Raw genomic sequence first — 16,300 nt, 5'->3', positions numbered from 1 at the left:
AGGCCCGAGCCGCTAGTCCCAGTTCCTGCGCCAGAGCGTGGCCTCCGGGAGGCACCACTGGAACTTCCGGGGATGCTCGCGGAGAACAAGCGGCAGCTCCCACCGGCGCAGGAGGGTGAACCTCCTCTCCAGCAGCGAGGCGACCCGTTTGGAGCCTGGAACAAGCCAACGTTCCCGCGGCGTGTATTCCGGGAGCCAGCTGTAGGGGGAGGTGAGGAGAAGCTGTCCGCCGGGGCGGACGAGGGAAGGAAGCCGGTCGAGGAAGGCCGCCGGATCGGCAAGCCGGTCGAGGAGGTTGGCGGCGAGGAGAAGATCGAACGGCTCGTCCCGGCCGGCCGACAGGGCGTCGCCGACCGCAAAAACCACCCGTTCCGGGCGGACGCGTGGCGGAAGGGAGAAGCGCTGCTCGGAAGCCTCTTCTCCTTCCCCGGGGACCGGGCAGCGGAGCGACCCCTCCGCCTGGAGGCGGAGTGCGGCCCGGATGAAGGTTGCGGAACGGTCGACCCCGAGGACGCGGCGGCAGCGCCGGGAGAGCTCGAAGCAGGAGCGCCCGACCGCGCAGCCGAGCTCGAGGGCGGTAGGATCGGGGGGGAGCTCCTCCCAGCGGAAACCCTCCTGCACGCAGCGGACGGGGAAGTCGGCCAGCTCCGGCGGGGCGCCGCTCGGCAGCTGCCACTCGGGCGCCCCGTAGTGGAGGATCATGTATTGCGCGAGGGCCCGCTCCGTTTCGTAAAAGGAGGAGCTCATTCCCGGCGGCCCAGCAGCTGGCGGAAATAGGGCCCGGGCCGGTACTCCTCGAGAAGAATCCGGGTCTCGGCCCCTCGCTCCATCCGCACCTGGGGGGCCTCGACGTAGGGAGTCTGGAATGGGGCGAAGAGAATGTCGTCGTGGGTCGCGTTCCGGGGCTGGCGGAAGGCCGAGGGGCCCAGCGGGCCTCCCAGGTGGTCGGACCGCCCGGTTGCGATGTGGAAGGTGCCGAGGATCTTCTCGTCCTGGATGTCCGCGCCGGCGGGCGGCAGCTCCTGGGTGCCGAAGCCGAGCTCGCCCACCTCCCCGGCGGCCGGATCCTCGGCCAGGCGGCGGTTGTAGAGCTCGACCCGGGCGGGATCGCCGCGGAGCAGGCGCGCCCTGCGGGCTCGTCCGCCGAAGACCTCGACGATCGCGATGGTTCCGTCCTCCCAGCGATAAGGGAACGCGCCTTCGGCTCCGGTAGGGACAAAGTAGACTTCCCCGGCCGGCAGGTTGACGATATCCGGCTTTTCCCCCCGGCAGAGGCCGTGGCTCTTCTGCGCCTCCGCACCGGCGGTCTCCAGGGTCAGCGAGAGCGGGACGCCCTCGATCCGGTAGTCGATGCGGAAGCGATCGGCCCCGGAGAGGCCGGAACGGAGGATCTCCGCCTGCCGGCTCACCGCCTCGTAGTCGACCGAGAGGCCGCTGGCCAGGATCGTCCGGTTAAGCCCGTGGAGGGTCGCTCCGCGGAAGCCGAAGGCCTTGGCCTTGGCGGTCAGGGGGGCGGTCGCCGAGAAGCGGGAGAAGCAGAGGAAGAGATCGAAGCGGGGGTAGAGGTCCCGGTCGAAGAGGAGCCGGTTGCCGGAGACGTCGAAGGCTTCGCAGGGCAGGTCGAGGTTGCTGCCCCCGGTCTCCGCATAGGCGAAGAGGTCGCCGCCGGCCAGGCCCAGCTCGTCCCGGACCCCGTGTCGCAGCCCTTCGAAAAAGACCTCGTAGGCGAGCCGCTGCACCGAGAGGGACGGGTCGTCCAGGAAGGCGAAGCCGCGAACCCGCCGCGGATCCGGTAGATCGATGAGGAGGGCGATCCGCTCTGCGCGGCGCGGGGCGAAGACGGTCCGAAGGAGCCGCGAGAGGTCGAACCGGGGAAAGGCGCTCGGAGCCGGATGCATCGCTCCAGTAAACGGGAGAACCCCGCCTCGGGCAAGAAGAGGTTGCCGGCCGAAAAAGCGAGGACGGGCAGCCGGAAACTGGAAGAAACCAGGAGAAGTGATAAGATAGACAAATGCAAGACCGATGAAAGCGCAGGTGTTCTTTCTGATCCCCTTCGACATGGGGCTGGAGCTCGACTTCCGGGAGCCGGTGACCAAGGGTCTGATGAAGCAGTTCGCCCGGCCGAGGACCGAGCCGATCTCGTTCCGGGGAACGCCCCTGGCCGAAGGCGACGCCGTGGCCCGGATCTACAACTTCGGGGTGGGCCTCCTCCAGGTTTCCTTCTTTGTCCAGGTGGATCTCGATTTCTACGCCAACCTCGCCTCGCGAATCGATCTGCTCCGGGTCGGTTCGGCTCCGATCGCCGAGTGGGCACGGGCGACCGTTGGCGAGGTGCTCGGGGAGGCGAAGCAGTTCGCCACCTACCAGTACGAGGTCCGGCTGGAGGAGATCCAGGTCTTCCCGATCCTTTCCCTGGAGCCGGGGGTCATCGGGGACGCCGAGGTCTTTCTCCGCGAGAACCGGAAGACCTTATACGGAATGGTCTCGGGGGAGCCGAGCTACGACATGCTCTCCTCCTTCGTCCTCGAGCAGGAGAAGCTGGTCAACTTCGGCTACTACGAAAACGAGTTGATCCTCATCAAGCGGTTCGGCGCGGTGATCTCCTCCTTCGAGGCCGAAACGATCCTCGATATGATCCGGCTCGCCTATGCCGTCTACTGGAACCTGCGGTCGTACAACTCCTTGCTCGACCGGGAGATCGGGCGCGCCCGGACCCTCGTGGCCCACCTTCCGCCCTGGCACAAGTTCTGGGTGATGCCGCGCTGGTACGAGCGCTTCTCGAGCGAGGCGATGGACTTCGTTCGCGACAAGCTGGCGATCGTCGAGTCGATCTACCAGGTGTTCGGCAATGTGCTGAGGATCGACTCGGACTGGCACCTGCGGACGATCTACCGCTACGTCGAGCAGGTCTTCGACATCGGAGACCTTTCGAAGGCGGTCAACGCGAAGCTCGACCGGATCGAGCAGTGCTACAGCTCGGCGCAGAATTTCATCTCCACCAACTTCTTCATCGCGGTGGAGATCCTCCTCATGCTCTCCTTCGCCTGGATGGTGCTCGACACGGCCCTGCTCTTCGTCATCGCCCACAAGTGAGCAGGGCCGCTAGCGGCCATTTCTCACAAATTTCGTAGCCGAGGCGCCGCAAATGGGCTTGGGTGCGAGGCGGGCGCAGGTTTTCCACCGGAGCTGTATGAAGACATACTGCGAGGATGGAAAACCAAGCGGGAGCGAAGCAGACGAGCCCGTTTTGCAAGCCGTAGGAGAAAGCTTGTGAGAAATGGCCGCTAGTATCCCCCCTCCCCCTCGGCTACGGGATTGCCCCGATCGAGGACGGTAGGAGGGTCGGGAAGCTCGTTGCTCTTCCCCTCGCGCCTGGGGAAATGGCGGCCGAGATGGTCCGCCACGGTGCGGATCGCCTCGAGGCTTCCTTCCAGAAATCGGCCCTTCCGGAACTCCGCCTCCATCCGGGCGCAGATCGCCTTCCACTCGGCCTCCCCGACGGCCTGGTGGATCGCCCGGTCGGCGACGATCTCGATGCTCCGGTCGGGAACCAGGACGTAGAGAAGCACCCCGTTGTTCTTTTCGGTGTCCCAGACGCCGAGCTGCGCGAAGAGCTCGCGGGCCCGCTCGGCCGCGGTCATCCCGCGCCAGAGCCTCGGCCAGTCGAGCGCGTATTCCACGACAAAGCAGATTTCCCCGTCGTAGCGCTGCTCCGCTTGCGTGACGGCCGCCTCGATCCGCTCGAGGGCGCCCGGCGGGAAGGGCCGGTGGCCGAAGCGCGTGCCCGCGCGCCAGTGGCGGAAGAACCGGCCCAGGGTTTCCCTCCAGTCCATTACCACCTCCCGGAGGCGCCGCCGCCTCCGAATTGACCGCCCCCTCCGCCGCGGAAGCCGCCCGATTCTCCGCCGAATCCGGTCCAATAGCCCCAGCCGGAGAGGTCGGTGCCGTCCCGCCAGACGACCGGGCCGGCTCGGCCCCGGAGAAAGCCGGCCAGGAAGAGGGCGGCCCCGGCGGCCAGCAAGCCCAGGAGCAGCCCCGTCCAGAACCCGCCCAGAAAGAGCCATCCCGCCAGGAGGCCGAGGCCCCCGGCGAGGGCGGCGCCGAGGAAGGGCCCGAAGAGGCTGCTCACGATCAAGACCAGGACGAAGAGCCCGCCGAGGACTCCGCTCCGGTCCCCGCGCTCGGCCGCCCGCGCCGGGGCCTCCGGCGGCGGCTTAAGGGGCGGGAGCGGCTCCCCGGCGATTTTGGCGCAGATCGCGTCGAGCCCGACCGAGATCCCGGTGAAGAAGAGATCCTTCTTAAAGAACGGGAGGATCCGCTCCTCGATGATCCGCTTGGCTTCCGCGTCCGGAATCGCCCCTTCCAGGCCGTAGCCGACCTCGAGGCGGACGACCCGCTCCTGGGTCACGATCAGGAGGAGGACGCCGTCGTCGATCCCCTTGCGACCGAGCTTCCACTTTTCCACGACGCGGATCGCGTAGCTCTCGGGCGACTCGGGCCGGGTCGAGGGGACGATCAGGACGGCCACCTGGCTCCCCTTGCGCTTGGCGAAGAGGCGCAACCTCCGGTCGAGGGAGGCGCGCTCGCGGGCGGAAAGCAGCCGGGCCCGATCGACGACATAGCTCTCAAAGGGAGGGATCGGCGCGACCTGGGGCTCCTCGCTCTCCTCTCGGGCCGCGAGGGGACCGGCGTCCAACCAGAAGAGGGCGAACAGCAGCCCGAGGACCCATCCGAGGCGGGGCGCGTTCATCGCGGCGAGGAGCCGGGGACGGAGGAACCCGGAGCGGCTCCCGGGAAATCGACCGAAGGGGGCCGGGCGATCTGCGCCTCGTCTTCGACCGAGAAGGTCGGCTTGACCGAATAGTGGAAGACGAGCGCGGTGAGATTGGTGGGGAAGGAGCGGATCAGGGTGTTGTAGGCTTGCACGCTCTGGATGTAGCGGCGGCGCGCCACGGCGATCCGGTTTTCGGTCCCTTCGAGCTGGGCCTGCAAGTCCCGAAAGACGGAGTCGGCTTTCAACTGGGGATAGCTTTCGGCGACCGCCATCAGCCGGCTCAAGGCCGTGCCGAGCTCGCCCTGCGCCGCGGCGAATCGGCGCATCGCCTCCTCGTTTTGGAGGAGCTCGGGGCCGGCCGTGAGCGCGCCCGCCCGCGCGCGGGCCTCGGTCACTTGCGTGAGAACCTCCTTCTCGTGGGCGGCATATCCCTTGACAACCGCCACCAGGTTGGGGACGAGGTCGGCCCGCCGCTTGTACTGGTTGACGACCTCCGCCCAAGCGGCCTTGACCTGCTCATCCTCCTCCTGGATCCGGTTGTATCCGCAGCCGCCCAGCAGGAGCGGAAGGACCAGCAGCCCGAGAAGCCGGCGGGCCCGGAGCCGCGCCGCCGCCACGCCGAAGAGAAGCGCAAACCGTTGCCGGGGATGCATGCTGCCGCTACATAGTCCGGATAAGACCGAGAAGCAAGCCATCCGGATCGGTCTTCCCGGTCCGGTCCGGGAATCGTACCCCCGGGTAAAAAAGGCGATTGCCAGAGCGGAGCAAAAGCGCGCTAATTGATGCGCGTGTCCTTTTTCTCCGAGGGCGGGGGGAGTAAAGCTTGCGTCCCCGGAGAGATTGCGATTTACGATTTCGGGATGGAAACGGTCGCCCCGCAGGGGAAGTAGAAAGGGAGGAGAAGCGATGGCCCATCGAGTCACATTGAGCGCGTTCTTGTTGAACGAACGGCGGAAGACGCCCGCGCTCGATCCGGCGCTGGCGGGCTTGATCAAGGATATCGAGGTCGCCTGCAAGTACATCGCCGCGGCGGTCTCGCGCGGCAAGCTGGCCGAGGCGAAGGCGAGCACCCGGATCAACATCCAGGGCGAGGAGCAGAAGCCCCTTGACGTCATCGCCAATGAGCTAGTCCTGCAGACCTGCGAGTCCTGCGAGCATCTCCTCGGGGTGGTTTCCGAGGAGCTGGAGGGTCCCTATCCGATCCCGGAGAGCCGCGACGGGCGCTATCTGCTGGTCTACGACCCCCTCGACGGCTCGTCCAACCTCGATCTGAACGTGACCGTCGGCTCGATCTTTTCGGTGCTCCGGGCCCCGGAAGGGGTCAAGGAGCTCAAGCCCGAGCATTTCCTCCAGCCGGGCGTCTCCCAGGTGGCGGCCGCCTTTTCCCTCTATGGGCCGAGCGTGATGCTGGTCCTGACCCTCGGTCGCGGCGTCCACGGGTTCACCCTCGATCGCGAGGTGGGCACCTTCTTCCTCACGCATCCCGACCTGCGCATCCCGGAGGATACCCGGGAGTTTGCGATCAACGCCTCCAACGAGCGGTTCTGGGAGCCCCCGGTCCGCCATTACGTGGAGGAGTGCAAGCTGGGAAAGAGCGGGCCGCGCGGCGTCGACTTCAACATGCGCTGGGTCGCCTCCATGGTCGCCGAGGTCTTCCGGATCCTAATCCGCGGAGGCGTCTTCCTCTATCCGCGGGATACGAAGGATCCGAGCAAGGGAGGCCGGTTGCGGCTGCTCTACGAGGCCAATCCGATGAGCCTGATCGTCGAGCAGGCGGGCGGGGCTTCCTCGACGGGGCGGGAGAGGATCCTCGAGGTCCAGCCGACCGAGCTGCACCAGCGAATCCCCGTCATCCTGGGCTCGCGCAACGAGGTGGAGCGGCTGGTCCGCTATCACCAAGCCTACGATCGGGGAGAGGACCTTTCGTTCAAGTCTCCGCTCTTCGCCAGCCGATCGATCTATAAAAGCTAACCAGAGGATTCATCGCATGTCCGCCAAGCATCCTGTTGTCGCCGTCACCGGCTCGTCCGGAGCCGGCACCACGACCGTCAAGACCGCCTTCCAGCACATCTTCCGCCGGGAGGGGATCAACGCCTGGATCGTCGAGGGAGACGCCTTTCACCGGTACGACCGGGCCGAGATGAAGGCCCGGATGGAAGAGGCGGAGAAGAAGGGCAACCGCCATTTCAGCCACTTCGGACCGGAGGCGAACCTCTTCGAAGAGCTCGAAGAGCTCTTTCGCACCTATGGGGAGACCGGGACCGGCAAGGTCCGGAAGTACCTCCACAACGAGGAGGAAGCCGCCCCTTACCACCTTCAGCCGGGAATGTTCACGCCATGGGAGGATATTCCCGAAGGGACCGACCTCCTGCTTTACGAGGGGCTGCACGGCGCTGTCGTCACCGACAAAGCCAACGTGGCGCGATACGCCGACCTGCTGATCGGGGTGGTGCCGATCATCAACCTCGAGTGGATCCAGAAGATCCACCGGGACAAGAAGGAGCGGGGCTACTCCCAGGAAGCGATCGTCCACACGATCCTCCGGCGGATGCCTGATTACGTCCATTACATCTGCCCGCAGTTTTCCCGTACCCACGTCAATTTCCAGCGGGTGCCGACCGTGGATACCTCGAATCCCTTTATCGCGCGGGATATCCCCACCCCGGACGAGAGCATGCTCGTGATCCGCTTCCGGAACCCGAAGGAGATCGATTTCCCCTACCTCCTTTCCATGCTGCACGGCTCGTTCATGTCCCGGCCGAACACGATCGTCTGTCCCGGAGGCAAGATGCCGCTGGCGATGGAGCTGATCTTGACCCCGATGATCTGGAAGCTGGTGCACCAGAAACGGCAGATCCGCTGAGAAGGAGCCCGTGCCGCGCCGGCGCTCCCGTAGATCGTGGAGGAAGGGCGCCGATTCGGCTTTCGCGGCAGCGGATCCGGCGCCGGGCGGGGGAAGGGAAAGGCGAAAGCCGTCTTTTTCCGGGAAAAAAAGGCGGCTACCGCACGCCTCAGGAGCGCGGGATCCGGAATCGCCGCAGCAGGATGCGTCGGCCGTCGGGTTCCAACACCGTCGAGAAGCCGTAGAAGGAGACCTCGATCGCCTCGCGGCCGATGTCGAGGAGGACGTAGCCCCGGTGGTCGCGGTCGGAGAAGAGGATGTGGGGATTGGCCGCCTCGACCTCCGCGGCCCGTTCGAGCTTGCCGGCCGGCGAAGAGATCCCCGCAGTCCCCACCTCGAGTGCGACGGGCTTTCCCTGGTAGCGGAGCTCCCCGTAGGAAAAGACGTGGGTGTCGCCGCTCAGCACAAGTACGTTGCGGATCTGCTTCGCGGCAATCGCCGCCAGGATCTGCTCCTTTTCCCAGGCAAACCCGTCCCAGGAGTCGACGCTGACCGGAAGCCCGTGGAGCCGCAGGTCCATCATGAGGTCGCCGCTGCCGATCAGCTTCCAGAGGGCAGGGCTCCGGGAAAGGCCGGTCAAGAGCCAGTCGCGCTGGGCGGCGCCGAGCATCGACCGGCCGGGGGCGAGCGCTTGCCGGGCGGCGTCGGGCGGGGGGAAGAAGGCCGGGTGCCAAACGTCCTCGTCCCGGTACTGCCGGCCGTCGGTAAGAAAGAGCTCTGCCAGGTCGCCGATCCGGAAGCTGCGGTAGATCCGGAACTCCTCCTGCGGCCGGATAGGCACGTACTCGAAGTAGGCTTGGTAGGCGGCCTGGAGCCGCCGGGGCGCGTAAAAGCGGGCGGCCTTGCCCGAATAGTCGTTCTGGACCTCGTGATCATCCCAGATGGCGGCCACGGGCACCGACTGGAGGGCCCGCTGGAAATCGGGATCGCTCCGGTAGAGGCGGTGCTTGGCCCGGTAGGAAGAGAGGTCTTCGGCGACGCCGACCGGGTCCGGGCGGGCCGCGGCCGCTCCGTAGGTGGGGAACTCATAGATCCAGTCGCCTAGATGGACCAGAAGGTCGGGCTGGTCCGCGGCGATCGAGCGGTAGGCGGTGTAGAAGCCGGCTCCGTAGTGCTGGCAGCTCGCCACGGCGATCCGGAAGCGGTCGGCCCGTTCCGGAAGTGTCTCGGTCCGGCCTGTGGGGCTCCGGTGCCCTTCGCCGCTCCACCGGTAGAAATACCGGGTGCCCGGCTCGAGCCCGGTGACGTCCGCCTTGGCGGTGTAGTCGCGCGCCGGGCCGGTCTCCACCTCTCCCGAGGCGACGACCCGGCGGAAGTCGGGGTCGGTGGCCACTTCATAGCGGAGGGAGACGCTCGGCTTGCCGCTCTCGATCCGGGTCCAGAGGATGACCGAATGGGTCTCGGGATCGCCGGAGGCCACCCCGTAGGGGAAGAAGGGGTCGGCGGCGCGGCCGGACGCGGCCGGGAGGAGAGCCAGAAGAAGGGCGGCCAGGAGCGGAGCGCCGGAAGCGGGAGCCGGGCGGAAGACCATGGAAGCCGGAGCCGAGGGTAGGCGATGCGGCGCCCGAAGCCAATCCGAACCGTTTCGGGCGGGAGCCGCAATCGGGCGCCGGATGGTCCCGCTTGCCCGGCCTCCCCCGGCCGGCTACTATGCTGTTATAACAGGGCGGCGCCGCTTCCGGCGCGAGGCGTTGCGAAGCCGGGGCCGGCAGAAGACCAGGCCAGGGAGGATCGAATGAAGAACGCGTATGGATTCGGCAAGGAAGTCTCGACCTCGTTCGAGGAGACGGTGCCCAGGGTGGTGGAGGCCCTCCAGCGGGAAGGATTCGGCATTCTGAGCGACATCGATGTGGCCGCGACCTTGAAGAAGCGGCTCGGGAAGGAGATGCCTCCTTACCGGATCCTGGGAGCCTGCCATCCGCAGCTGGCTCACCAGGTGCTCGAGATCGAGCCGACCGTGGGGCTGCTCATGCCGTGCAACGCGGTCGTCCGGCAGGACGCGGCGGGCAAGGTCCACGTCGAGGTGATGGACCCGGAGGTGATGTCGACCATGCTGCCCCAGGAAGCGGTCAAGCCGCTGGCCGCGGAGGCCAAGGCGCGCCTCCAGCGGGTGCTCGATTCCCTCTAGTGGAGCCGCCTCCCTCTTCTCCTCTCCGCCGGCGCCTCCGGGCGACCGGGGAAACCCCGAGGCCCGGCCGCGCTTTTTTTTGCGCACGATCCCTTGCCGGAAAGCCTTGACAGGGCGTCGGGAGAATCGGTAATTGCCCTTCTCCAGGTGATGGGGCTCGCCCGGAAAAGACCGCTCGCATAGCCCGAGCTGATAGCTCCTACTTCAGGTTCGGAAGGGCTATGGCCTTTTGCAAGGGGAAGCGGGAGCATGGCGAAGAAGGGTGAGCGGTCGGGGCGCGTGCGCGGCGCCCCCTTTTCGGCGGGAGGAGAGCCGTGAGCCCCGCCGACGCCTCCGGCGCCCGGGATCCGTCCGGGCGGTTCGCGCGGCTGCACCTGGCGCTGGTCGGCGCGAGCCTCTTTTCGCTGCTCAACACCGGGGCCTTCACGGGCATCATCCCCTACAGCGTGGCCGAGCTCGGCCAGCACCAGAGCCATGGGGCCTGGATGAACGGAGAGTTCTTCGCGGCCCAGGCGCTCGGCATGCTCCTGGCCAACCCGCTGGCGGAGCGGGTCGGGGCCCTCCGCCTCTTCCTTGCGGCCGGCTGGCTGACGGCCTTGGGCGGCTTCCTCTGCGCCGGCGCGCCGGGCTTCGTGCTCTTCCTGCTGGCGCGGATCCTGCTGGGGGCGGGGAGGGGTCTTGATCCTCCTGGCTCCGGTGCTTCTCCTCGAGGAGTACCGGCCGAGCCTGCGCGGCCTCGCCCCGGTGCTCTGGGCCGTGGTCGCGGTCGTCCCCTTTGTGTTCGGCCCGCTCTTCGGCGGCTGGCTCGAGGAGCGGTGGGGGAGGGAAGCGGCGAGCTGGCGGCTCTGGTTCCTGGTCGACGGGCTGGCCGTCCTGCTCTGCACGGCGGAGGCTTCCCGGCTCCTGGCCCCCCGGCCTCCGGTCCGCCCGGGAAGCCCCTTCGACTGGGTGGGGCTCGGCCTGCTGGCGACTGTCTTCTTCGCCTTCCAGACCGCGATCGACATGGGGGACGACTACGACTGGTACAACTCTTCCCTTCTCGACGTCCTGATGGGGATCGCCTTCCTGGCCCTGCTCGCCTTCCTCGGCTGGGAGCTCCGGTTCCGGGAGCCGCTGGTCCGCCTGACCCTCTTCCTCCGCCCCCGGTTCGTCGTGGGGATGACCTGCCTCTGCGGCGGCTTCCTCCTCTTCTACGGCCTCTGGAGCCTGCTCCTGGTCCGCCTCCAATCGGTCTGGGGCTACGGCCCGTGGCTCGGCGGCCTGGTCATGCTCTCGCTGGCGGCGGGGGCGATCCCCTTCGCGCTCCTGAGCGCGCGCGTCGTCGCCTGGGGCCGCAACCGGCTTCTGCTGGTCGCCAGCCTCCTCCTCTTCGCGGGCTTCGCGCTCTGGACGAGCTATTACGACATCCACCGCAAGAGGAACCTCTGGCTCGAATTCGTGGGACCGCAGCTGGTGGAGGGGGTCGCTCTGGGGATCTTCCTGGCCCCGGCGACCAACTTCCTCTCGCACGGCCTCTCTCCGAAAAACCAGGCGATGGCCATTGAGCTGGCCGGGAGCTTCCGGGTCGCCGCGCAAGGGTGGGCGTCGCTGCTGCTCGGAACGGTCCTCTACCACAAGGCCGCCTTTCACAAGAGGCGGCTGGTCGAGTGGATGCCGCCCGCCCACCCGCTGCTCGATCCGTTGCGCGCCCGCCTGCGGGAGGAGGGGATCGGCTGGGAAGTCGGCCTGCGGCTTCTCGACCGGGACGCCCTCGCCCATGCGCAGGTCCTCGCCTTCGAGGATCTCTTCCGGGTCGCCGCTTGGGCCTTCCTTTTCCTGGCGGCTCTGGCCTTCTTCTGCCCGGGGCCTCCCGCTTCCCCGGGACCCGGTCCCGGCCCGGACCGGCTCGCGGATGCGGGGAGGGGAGGAGGATGAGGAGCGGAGGATGGGAATGGCCGACTCCCGAGCCCGAGGTCGGCGGGGAGGGCTCCTGGGATCTGCGGGAGCCGCGCGTCCGGCCGCCGCGGGCGCTGCGGCTGGCTCCGGAGAGAATCTGGGGGCGGCTGATCCGCTCGCTCCAGGCCGGCGGCGGGGGGGGGGAAGCGGCCGCGCGGCCCGGGGGCGGCCCGGCGCTGGATCCTCGGGCTGGTCGCCTTCGGAGTCCTCTTCTGGGCCCTCTTCCTGCGCAACTGGGTCGTGACCAACGACGCCTACGTGACCGGGAACGTCGCCCCCGTCAAATCCCAGGTCGCCGGGACGGTGGTCGAGGTCTGCGTCGAGGAGACCGAGCGGGTGGAGAAGGGGCAGACGCTGGTCCGGCTCGACGGCCTCAAGTCCTGGGTGGCGCTTCGCAAGGCGGAAGCCGACCTGGCGGCCGCGGTCCGCCGGGTCGAGAACCTCTTCAGCCAGGTCAGCCGGCTCCGCCACCGGATCGAGGAGGAGAAGGCGGCCCTCGGGCGCTACCGGTACGACCTGGGCCTCTACCGCGGCGGCACCGCCACCGGCGTGATTTCCGAACAGCAGTCGGTCGACGCGCAGTGGAAGGTCCAGGAAACGGAGCAGGCGATCGCCGCGCTCGAGGCGGAGCTGCGCGGGAACGAGGCGCTTGTCCAAGGAACCACCGTCGAGACCAACCCGCTGGTGCTCCAGGCCGCGCAGGCGGTCCGCGACGCTTGGCTCGACTGGTACCGGCGCAACGTCCCCTCCCCGGTGACCGGCTACGTGGCCCGGCGGACCGTCCAGCCCGGAGACCAGATCACTCCGGAAAAGCTGCTGATGACCGTGGTGCCGCTCGACTACATCTGGGTGGTCGCCAACTTCCGGGAGAGGGAGCTCGGGCGGATGCGCCCCGGCCAGCCGGTCGTGCTCAAGTCGGACCTCTACGGCTGGGGCGTCCGCTACCACGGCGTCGTCGAAGGGCTCGAGCCGGGATCGGGCAGCGTCTTCTCCCTCCTTCCGCCCGACAACGCGACGGGCAACTACGTCCATATCGTCGAGCGGGTTCCGGTTCGGATCAGGCTCGATCCGAAGGAGCTCGAGCGCCATCCCCTGGTTCTCGGCCTCACCATGGTGACCTCCGTCCACCTGACCCGGGTGGACCGGTCGATCCGCTCGCCGATCACCGAGGTGCCCCGGAAGGCCCGGGAGGCCGACTACGAGTCGAAAATCTATCTCCAGGAGCTGACCGCCATCGAGGGGCGGATTCGAAAGATCATCGAGGCGAACCGGAACCGGAAGGGAGACGCGCCGGCGCCGCCGGCCGGAGGGAGGAGCGGCCCATGAGGAGAGGCGGGGGGAAGCGATCGGATTGGGGCTTGTGGCGGCTCCGGCTTTCCTTACGATGGAGAACGGGGGAGACGGATGCCGGGGTTCCAGCGGATTCTCGTCGGGTTCGACGGCTCGAAGGGGGCCGAAGCGGCTTTCGGGCTGGCCCTCGAGATCGCCGCCCGCTTCGGGGCGTCCGTGGATCTGCTGGCGGTCCTCCCTCCCTCGGTGACCGACTGGGACCTGGCGGCCGCCGAGGAGCGGGCGCTGCTGCGGGAGCCGCTGGAACGGTGCGCCGAGCGCGCCCGGGAAAAGAAGGTGCCGTTTTCCGAGCGGATCGAGACCGGAGACCCGGCCCAGCGGATTCTCGAGGCGGCCCGGCGTGGCCGATACGACCTGCTTGTCGTCGGCCGGCGGAAGCTCGCCCGCCCGGTCTATTGGATCCTCGGCTCGGTCTCCGAGCAGGTGATTCGCCATTCGCCCTGCCCGGTCCTCGTGGTCGAGCCTTCCGCCTAGCCGAGCCGGCTCGCAGCCTCCGGTGGCTTCTGGCGGCCTTGCCTCCGCTCCTGCTCGCCGGCTGCCTGACCCCCGCCTTCGAGCGGCCGCCGGTGCCGACCGCGCCGCACTACAAGTGGGCGCCGCCGGCCAAGCCGGTAAACGGTCCGCCCGGGCCCGCGTGGAAGGTGGCCGAGCCGCGGGAGCACCTGATCGGAAAGGGGGACTGGTGGAAGATGTACCGGGATCCGGAGCTCGACCGGCTGGAGACGGCGGCGCTGACGGCCAACCCGACCTTGGCCGAAGCCTTCGCCCGGATGATCCAGGCGCGGGCCGAAGTCCTCGGGGTGAAGGCGATGTTCTACCCGACGCTCGACTTCACGCCCTGGCTAAAGTCGGTCTCCAACGCGGCGCAGGGCCAATGGCCGGTTCCCCCGTTCCCCCGCCAGCTCGACCCTTGGGCGGTGGTGGGCGACACCAACTATGAATTTTCCCTCTGGCGCCAGCTGCCGCAGCTCCAGGCCGCCAAGGAGCAGGCCAAGGCGGTCCAGGCGGCCTTCGAGGCGATCCGGCTTTCGCTCACCTCGGAAGTCGCCCAGAACTACTATCTGTTGCGGCAGATCGACCTGGAGCTCTCGATTCTCGACCACATCATCGAGGTCTTCCGGACCGACCTGCGCCTGACCGAAGAGCGGACCAAGCTCGGCCTCGGCCAGCAGCTCGACGTGCAGCGGGCGCGAAGCCAGCTCGAGCAGGTCGAGGGGGAGCGAGAGGGCATCCGGTGGAGCCGGGCGAAGGTCGAGAACGGGCTGGCGGCCCTCACGGGCCAATCCGCCTCCAGCTTCCACCTCCGGCCGCGTCCGCTCTCCGGCGAGCCGCCGGAGGTGCCTCCGGGCCTGCCCTCCGACCTGCTGGAAAGGAGACCCGATGTCGCGCGGGCGGAGCGGCTGATGGCGGCCGCCAACCAGCAGATCGGCGTGGCCCGGGCCGCCTTCTACCCCTCCTTCTACCTTGCGGGATTCGGCGGCTTTCAAAGCCTCTTCTTCAACACGCTGCTGACGCTGCACAACGCCTACTGGGCCGCCGGCCCGCTGCTCGACGTGCCGATCTTCGAAGGCGGGCGGCTGATCGCCGGCTTGAATGCGGCCAAGGCGAGCTACTGGGCGACGGTCCAGGCGTACCGGAAGGAGGTTCTCGCCGCCTTCCAGGAGGTGGAGGACTATCTCTCGGGGATCCGGATCCTTGCGGAGCAGCAGCGGCGTTTCGGCGCGGCCGTCCGGGCCTCGAGCCGGCAGGTCGAGATGACGATGGACCGCTACCGGCGGGGGCTGGCCAACTACTTCGAGATCGTCCAGGCCAACAAGGAGTGGCTGACCAGCCAGCGGGACGACGCCCAGACCCTGGGCAAGCGGTTCGTGCTAACCGCGCTGCTCGTCAAAGGGCTCGGCGGGGGATGGGAGGACGCCTCCTTCGGTCCCCTGCCGCCCAAGGCGGCGCCGCTGGGAGGGAGCGCTCCGGAGCCGGGCGGGGCGGTCCGGACGGCCGCCCTCGGGGAGCCCGCCCCGGCGCCGCGGTAGGCCCACCGGGTTGAAAATCCGGGCCCGGAGGCCGACGCGACCTCCGATCCCCACTCGGGCCAGTTCTTCCGCAAGCCCGAGCGAAAGATCGTTGCCGGGAGCCCTCCTCCTCCGACGACGACGGGAGGAGTAGCCGGAGGTCCGCCTACCGGCCCGCCCGCCCGAGCAGCCCGGCGACCTCCTCGGCCGAGGGCAACCCCTGCCGCGCTCCGAAGCGGGTGCAGGCGAGCGCCCCGGCGGCGGACGCGAAGCGGAGGAGAGACTCCCAATCCATCCGGCGGGCGACCCCGAGCGCAAACGCCCCGTGAAAGGCATCGCCGGCGCCGGTCGAATCGAGGCAGCGGACCCGGTAGGCGGGGAGCCGGCCCCGCTCGCCCCGGAAGGACCAGAGCAGCCCCCGCTCGCCGAGCGTGACGACGACGCAGGGGTGGGAGGCGCCGAGCCGGCGGAGGGCTTCCTCCGGGTCGCTCGCGCCGGCGGCTTGCGCCGCGAACCGTTCCGAGGCGACGAGGTAGTCGACCATCCCGGCGAGCGTCCGGGTCCCCTCGTGGCAGGAGCCGGCGTCGAGGACCGTGGGGATCCCGCGCCGGCGGGCCTCGGCGGCGATCGGCGGGGAGACCTTCGGCTCGTGGCCGTCGAAGAGGACGGCCCGGGCCGCCGGCCGGAGCCGGCCGGCGGGCTCGGCCTCGAGCTTCGGAGTCGCCGCGCTGTGGTTGACCACGCTGCGCGCCCCGTCCGGCTTGACCAAGCTGACAGCCAGAGGGGTGGGGGCGTCGCCGCGGACGAGGAGCGAGGTGTCGACGCCCTCCGCCGCCAGCTCCCGGGCGTGGCGCTCCCCCCAATCGTCGTTCCCGAGATAGCCCAGGAAGGAGGCCGACCCGCCGAGCCGGCGGACCGCGACGGCGGCGTTGGCCGCGGGACCGCCGCCGCCGAGGGCGAGCCGCTCGGCGAAGAGCTTTTCGTCCGGACCGGGGTGGCGGGGGACCGAAAGCGCGAGGTCGTAGCACGCATGGCCGACGCAGAGCACATCGACATCCATCGCCGCTTCCCCTCCGGTTCCCGCCGGCCGCCGGCGTCCCGGGCCGGATCGGCGCCCGCAGGAACCGGCGGCCATGCTGCCTCCGGGCCTCCGATTCGTCAACCGGCGGCTCGCAGCGCGGTCGTGCTCTTGCCGGCCGCAA

At 68.7% G+C, this 16,300-nt stretch carries 14 protein-coding genes, 1 pseudogene and 1 riboswitch; of the genes and pseudogenes, 8 read left to right on the top strand and 7 right to left on the bottom strand.

The annotated features are described in order from the left end of the window. Window positions 1-12: 12 nt before the first annotated feature. The gene (locus MTHMO_RS07315) at window positions 13-747 is read right to left on the bottom strand and encodes a methyltransferase (protein WP_202214191.1); all 735 of its coding nucleotides are present in this window, start codon (window positions 745-747) and stop codon (window positions 13-15) included. Beyond that, the gene (locus MTHMO_RS07310; protein ID WP_202214190.1) at window positions 744-1,898 is read right to left on the bottom strand and encodes a hypothetical protein; all 1,155 of its coding nucleotides are present in this window, start codon (window positions 1,896-1,898) and stop codon (window positions 744-746) included. The genes MTHMO_RS07315 and MTHMO_RS07310 overlap by 4 nt, the downstream gene beginning before the upstream one ends. A gap of 124 nt (window positions 1,899-2,022) precedes the next feature. Here MTHMO_RS07310 and MTHMO_RS07305 point away from each other — a divergent pair, with 124 nt between their 5' ends. Then, window positions 2,023-3,093: a hypothetical protein gene (locus MTHMO_RS07305; RefSeq protein WP_202214189.1), complete on the top strand. Its 1,071-nt coding sequence runs from the start codon at window positions 2,023-2,025 to the stop codon at window positions 3,091-3,093. Window positions 3,094-3,284: 191 nt separating this feature from the next. On the opposite strand, the gene MTHMO_RS07300 is transcribed toward MTHMO_RS07305, so the two are convergent. The 3 genes from MTHMO_RS07300 to MTHMO_RS07290 are packed head-to-tail and all read right to left on the bottom strand — an operon-like array spanning window position 3,285 to window position 5,427. Then, a complete protein-coding gene (locus MTHMO_RS07300; RefSeq protein WP_202214188.1) occupies window positions 3,285-3,833 on the bottom strand; it encodes a TPM domain-containing protein in 549 nt (182 codons plus the stop codon). Then, window positions 3,833-4,750 (bottom strand): YgcG family protein, encoded by a 918-nt coding sequence (locus tag MTHMO_RS07295; protein WP_202214187.1) that lies wholly within the window; start codon window positions 4,748-4,750, stop codon window positions 3,833-3,835. The genes MTHMO_RS07300 and MTHMO_RS07295 overlap by 1 nt, the downstream gene beginning before the upstream one ends. After that, window positions 4,747-5,427, bottom strand: a complete 681-nt coding sequence (locus MTHMO_RS07290; protein ID WP_202214186.1) for a LemA family protein — start codon at window positions 5,425-5,427, stop codon at window positions 4,747-4,749. The genes MTHMO_RS07295 and MTHMO_RS07290 overlap by 4 nt, the downstream gene beginning before the upstream one ends. A gap of 253 nt (window positions 5,428-5,680) precedes the next feature. Here MTHMO_RS07290 and MTHMO_RS07285 point away from each other — a divergent pair, with 253 nt between their 5' ends. Both MTHMO_RS07285 and MTHMO_RS07280 read left to right on the top strand, forming a co-directional pair. Next, window positions 5,681-6,745, top strand: coding sequence for a class 1 fructose-bisphosphatase (locus MTHMO_RS07285; RefSeq protein ID WP_202214185.1), 1,065 nt, complete (start codon window positions 5,681-5,683; stop codon window positions 6,743-6,745). Window positions 6,746-6,761: 16 nt separating this feature from the next. After that, window positions 6,762-7,637, top strand: a complete 876-nt coding sequence (locus MTHMO_RS07280) for a phosphoribulokinase (RefSeq protein WP_202214184.1) — start codon at window positions 6,762-6,764, stop codon at window positions 7,635-7,637. Window positions 7,638-7,785: 148 nt separating this feature from the next. Here the strand turns inward: MTHMO_RS07280 and MTHMO_RS07275 are convergent, their stop codons facing one another. Continuing rightward, on the bottom strand, window positions 7,786-9,207 hold the full coding sequence (locus MTHMO_RS07275; RefSeq protein ID WP_202214183.1) for an alkaline phosphatase: 1,422 nt from the start codon (window positions 9,205-9,207) through the stop codon (window positions 7,786-7,788). A 204-nt stretch (window positions 9,208-9,411) separates the two neighbouring features. Here MTHMO_RS07275 and MTHMO_RS07270 point away from each other — a divergent pair, with 204 nt between their 5' ends. The 5 genes and pseudogenes from MTHMO_RS07270 (at window position 9,412) to MTHMO_RS07250 (ending at window position 15,119) form a co-directional block, all read left to right on the top strand. Further along, complete coding sequence (locus MTHMO_RS07270) at window positions 9,412-9,804, top strand: DUF302 domain-containing protein (protein ID WP_202214182.1); 393 nt, start codon at window positions 9,412-9,414, stop codon at window positions 9,802-9,804. 137 nt (window positions 9,805-9,941) lie between these two features. Continuing rightward, window positions 9,942-10,013: riboswitch (Fluoride riboswitch) on the top strand. Between the two features lie 105 nt (window positions 10,014-10,118). Next, window positions 10,119-11,718 (top strand): annotated as a pseudogene (locus MTHMO_RS07265) (MFS transporter). Between the two features lie 201 nt (window positions 11,719-11,919). Then, window positions 11,920-13,065, top strand: a complete 1,146-nt coding sequence (locus tag MTHMO_RS07260) for an efflux RND transporter periplasmic adaptor subunit (RefSeq protein WP_370568363.1) — start codon at window positions 11,920-11,922, stop codon at window positions 13,063-13,065. 78 nt (window positions 13,066-13,143) lie between these two features. Continuing rightward, window positions 13,144-13,563, top strand: a complete 420-nt coding sequence (locus MTHMO_RS07255) for a universal stress protein (protein ID WP_202214181.1) — start codon at window positions 13,144-13,146, stop codon at window positions 13,561-13,563. Window positions 13,564-13,601: 38 nt separating this feature from the next. Beyond that, window positions 13,602-15,119 (top strand): efflux transporter outer membrane subunit, encoded by a 1,518-nt coding sequence (locus MTHMO_RS07250; protein ID WP_202214180.1) that lies wholly within the window; start codon window positions 13,602-13,604, stop codon window positions 15,117-15,119. Window positions 15,120-15,264: 145 nt separating this feature from the next. Here MTHMO_RS07250 and MTHMO_RS07245 read toward each other — a convergent pair whose 3' ends face one another. After that, the gene (locus MTHMO_RS07245; RefSeq protein WP_202214179.1) at window positions 15,265-16,158 is read right to left on the bottom strand and encodes a carbohydrate kinase family protein; all 894 of its coding nucleotides are present in this window, start codon (window positions 16,156-16,158) and stop codon (window positions 15,265-15,267) included. Between the last annotated feature and the right edge of the window lie 142 nt (window positions 16,159-16,300).

Source organism: Methylacidimicrobium sp. AP8 (assembly GCF_903064525.1).
Taxonomy (GTDB): Bacteria; Verrucomicrobiota; Verrucomicrobiia; order Methylacidiphilales; family Methylacidiphilaceae; genus Methylacidimicrobium.
The sequence above is the reverse complement of the archived record's forward strand: the minus strand, read 5'-3'. Positions and strand labels throughout refer to the sequence as shown.